General features: G+C 33.9%; 5 protein-coding genes and 1 pseudogene. 5 read left to right on the top strand and 1 reads right to left on the bottom strand.

Going from position 1 to position 4226, the window contains the following annotated elements; all coding sequences use genetic code 11:
- From ABZA26_RS08925 to recQ, 5 genes and pseudogenes are all read left to right on the top strand, one after another.
- A pseudogene (locus tag ABZA26_RS08925) lies at positions 1–187 on the top strand (cyclohexadienyl dehydratase); the annotation flags it as partial.
- A gap of 198 nt (positions 188–385) precedes the next feature.
- Entirely contained in the window at positions 386–679 is a 294-nt protein-coding gene (locus ABZA26_RS08920; RefSeq protein ID WP_372714171.1) for a hypothetical protein, read from the top strand.
- An 89-nt stretch (positions 680–768) separates the two neighbouring features.
- Positions 769–1110, top strand: coding sequence for a zinc ribbon domain-containing protein YjdM (locus tag ABZA26_RS08915; protein WP_372714170.1), 342 nt, complete (start codon positions 769–771; stop codon positions 1108–1110).
- A 210-nt stretch (positions 1111–1320) separates the two neighbouring features.
- A complete protein-coding gene (locus ABZA26_RS08910; protein ID WP_372714169.1) occupies positions 1321–1938 on the top strand; it encodes a class I SAM-dependent methyltransferase in 618 nt (205 codons plus the stop codon).
- Positions 1939–2028: 90 nt separating this feature from the next.
- Positions 2029–3816 (top strand): DNA helicase RecQ, encoded by a 1788-nt coding sequence (gene recQ, locus ABZA26_RS08905; protein WP_372714168.1) that lies wholly within the window; start codon positions 2029–2031, stop codon positions 3814–3816.
- A gap of 67 nt (positions 3817–3883) precedes the next feature.
- Here recQ and ABZA26_RS08900 read toward each other — a convergent pair.
- On the bottom strand, positions 3884–4226 hold a 343-nt coding region (locus ABZA26_RS08900; RefSeq protein WP_372714167.1), incomplete at its 5' end, for a hypothetical protein.

The raw sequence follows: 4226 nt of genomic DNA, 5'->3' as shown, positions 1-4226 counted from the left end.
GATACATTATGCCAATGAATATAAGGAACTTGCAGCTCCTATGGTCGGGAATCCTCTGACTAAGGGTCAGCTGGGATACCTTATTCCAAAAGGAGAATATGACATGCTGAACCTGATTAATTTCATAATGGACGAGATGGAATTAAAAGGAGTAATGGACGAACTAAAGGCAAAAGAAATCAGGTAATTTTTATAAAATATGAAAATGAGCCTTGGGGCTCTTTTTCTTTTGTAAAATAATGAGGTGATTGCCGATTGTAGATCTTTTTTAAAAAGTATTATTTTTAAGGAATTTCAAGTATAAAATTCTTATATGTTTTGACTTATTTTTGTCAAAGGTTTATAATTATAAAATAACAATTAATAAAAAATAAGGGGGAACCTCATGAAGATAAAGATTACCGAGGGAAAAGAATCAGTTATAGAGACAAAAGTAACCTCTCTTAACATCTATGAAGACGGATGTGTTGAATTTCAAGTGCCAAACAACTCCTACTATGTAACAACTCAAGGAATAGACCCAGAGAACGGGGAAGCAGCATTATGGTTTGAGAAATTTAAAAATCCAGATGACCTGGAAGATCCTATGGAGATAAAAGAGCTTTCTCTTGTAAATGTAAAAATATATCTTATGCTCAATGACAAATGGGAAGAAATTCCTTTAAGAGGATCTATTTAAAAATAGAAAATCTGAAAAAGTTACGGAGAATTAGGAATTCTCTGTATTTAAAATTATTAATATTAAAAAAGAATGGAGAAAATGAAATTATGATTGATTTACCAAATTGCCCTAAATGTAACTCAGAATATACATATGAAGACGGAAGTGTGTTTGTATGTCCGGAATGTGCCTATGAGTGGACTATGGAAATAGAAAGCGAAAATAGTGAAGAAGAAAATGTAATAAAAGATTCAAACGGAACTGTCCTAAATGACGGAGATTCTGTGACAGTAATCAAGGATCTAAAGGTAAAAGGAAGTTCACTGGTAGTAAAAATAGGTACAAAGGTAAAAAATATAAGATTGGTGGATGGAGATCATGATATCGCATGTAAGATTGACGGTATCGGTTCTATGAACTTAAAATCTGAATTTGTAAAAAAAATATAGTTACTTTTCCAGTAATAAGAACTCATGAGTTGAAAAAACTTTGAGTTGCTGGTATCTATAAAGACCGGGGATTAAAAATTCCCGGTTTTTTTATAGACGAAGAAAGATATAGAGTCTATACTGTAAGTAGTATATGAATATATAATCAGAATTGAAACTTCTGATATATTGGGAAAAGACTATATCTATTGATTTGAGGAGGATGGAAATATGCTGTTTAAAAAGAATTCTAAATCTCATTGGGACAAAATTTATGCAACTTATAATATAGAAAAACTGGGATGGTATGAAAAAGAGTCTCATGAATCTCTGAAATTGATAAAAAAATCAAATTTAAAAAAGAATATTTTGGATGTGGGATGCGGTAAAACTACTCTTATAAAAGCCCTTCTTGAAAATGGATATGAAAATATTATTGGTATTGATTTAAGTGAAAATGCAATTCTGGATTTGAAATCTGATCTAAAAGATTATTGTGATAAGGTCAGTCTTTTTCAATGTGATGTACTAAAATTGAATTTAGAAGGAAAAGTGGATATATGGCATGACAGGGCTGTGCTGCATTTTCTCAATTCTAAAAAAGAGGAAGAACTTTATTTTACTCAGTTGAAAAGATACTTGAAGAAGAATGGCTATTTCATACTGGTTACTTTTTCAAAAGCCAACAAAAATAAATGTACAGGCTTGAAAATAAGAACCTGGGATGAAGAAGAAGTGCAGGAAAGATTAGGAGAGGGATTCACTCTGACAGAAGCCTATGATTACAACTATACTATGCCTTCGGGAGATTCAAGGGAATTTAGATACATGATGTTCAGGAGAGGGTAAATACTCTCAAGGAATGTTTTATTTTGAAATTATAGGGGAACTTTAAGTTCGGATATAATAAAATATGAATTGTAAATATTTGGGGGTAAGATGAGTAAAATTTATGAAATTTTGAAAAAATATTTTGGTTATACTGTCTTCAGAGATGGACAGGAGGAAATAATCGAAAATATTTTGAATAAAAAAGATACATTGGGAGTAATGCCTACAGGTGGAGGTAAATCCATATGTTATCAGATACCGGCCTTGGTTTTTGACGGGATTACCCTGGTAATTTCCCCGTTGATATCCCTTATGCAGGACCAGGTCACTGCACTGAATACGCTGGGTATTCCCTCTGTATATATCAATAGCTCGCTGTCTCAGAAGGAATCAAATGAGATATTTAAAAATATATATGCAGATCAGTACAAGATTGTCTACGTAGCTCCAGAGAGACTTGAAAATGAATATTTTGTGGAACAGATAAAAGCCAAACATATATCCCAAATTGCAGTAGATGAGGCTCATTGTATATCCCAGTGGGGACATGATTTCAGAAAAAGTTACCTTGGAATACCTAGATTCATTGATAAACTCCAAACCAGACCAGTAGTCTCAGCTTTTACAGCTACAGCCACTCCAAAGGTAAGGGAAGATATAGTCAGGAATCTGAAATTTAATCCTGATATATTTTTAAATGGATTTGACAGGAAAAATTTAAAATTTACCACTGTAAAAGGGGTAAACAGTCTGGCATATATAAAAAAATACCTCAAGGAACACAGCGGGGAAGGAGGGATAATCTACGCCTCTACCCGTAAGGAGGTAGATTCTATTCATAATGAACTCGTAAGCAGAGGTTATAAGGCGGGAAAATATCATGCAGGTCTTAAAGACTCTGAAAGAGAGGATTTTCAGAACAGCTTTGTAGAGGATGAGCTGGACATAATGGTTGCCACAAATGCCTTTGGCATGGGGATAGATAAATCCAACGTAAGGTTTGTGATACACAACAATCTTCCTAAAGATATAGAGAGCTATTACCAGGAAGCAGGAAGGGCAGGAAGGGACGGTCTTGATTCTAACTGTGTACTTATATTTAACCCAAGAGATATTCTGACTCAGAGATTTTTTATAGAAAACAATCAGTTTGATAATTCTCAAGAGATAATGGATATAAAATATGAAAAACTGAATGCCATGGTGAATTACTGCCATACTTCCCAGTGTATACGTTCTTATATACTTGAATATTTTGGTGATGAAAAAATAGAGAGTTGTGATAACTGTAGCAACTGTCTGGATAACAGTGAGACCCAGGATATAACCATAGAAGCTCAGAAGATAATCTCCTGTATAGGAAGAACAGGTGAGAGGTTTGGAGTCAATATGATAGTGGGAATACTGGCAGGGTCTAAAAATAAAAATATTCTCAAATGGAATCTAGATAAGATAACCACTTATTCCATCATGAAGGAGTACAGCCAGAAGGAGATAAGGGCCATCATAGATCTCTTGATAGGAGATGGATATATAGAAGTTCTAAAAGGGGAGTTTCCAACTCTTAAGATGACTAAGAAGGCTTATTCGTTTATAAAAAACAGAGAGATTTTTTTGAGAAAAATAGCAGTAGTGGATAAAAAAGTAAGCTATGAAGGGGAACAGTACTTCGAGGCTCTGAAGAAATTGAGATATGAAATAGCAAGAGGAGAGGGCAAGCCCCCCTATACTGTATTTTCTGACAAGACTCTCCGTGAGATGGCCAAATACCTTCCTGTAAATAAAGAGGAGATGCTTGAAATAAACGGAGTTGGAGAAGTAAAATTCGAAAGATACGGGGCTCAGTTTATAGGGGCAATAGAAAAAATAAAACCCTCAGCTACCGGAGGGAATTAAAATTTAAGTGCAAAGCTAAATTTTCTACGAGGATACCAGTGTGGTTGTGATATGACCTAAAAAGATTTTAATGGATAGAGATGTGAAAAATCTCATCAAATTCCTTGAGGGCCTTTACAAGGCTCTCTGTACTCATATGCTGGGGAAGAGAAAGGGTATATACAGTCTCCTTCTCAGTATGGGTATTTTTATCTGTTTCCCTTAAATATTTTGCTCCGATGAGTTTTATATTATTATTTTTGAGATATTTTTTAATCTTAATCTCAGTGTGAATATCTCCAGAGTAACTTATTTTTACCACTCTTTGTTTCTCTCTTTCGATATAAAGAACTTCAAATTTTTTCATAATAAGCATAATAAAAATAATAAATACCGCCGAAGTAATCGAAAGGAAAAAATATCCCATGCCG

The organism is Ilyobacter sp. (genome assembly GCF_041583315.1).
Taxonomy (GTDB): domain Bacteria; phylum Fusobacteriota; class Fusobacteriia; order Fusobacteriales; family Fusobacteriaceae; genus Ilyobacter.
This window is presented reverse-complemented; position numbering and strand designations above follow the sequence as displayed.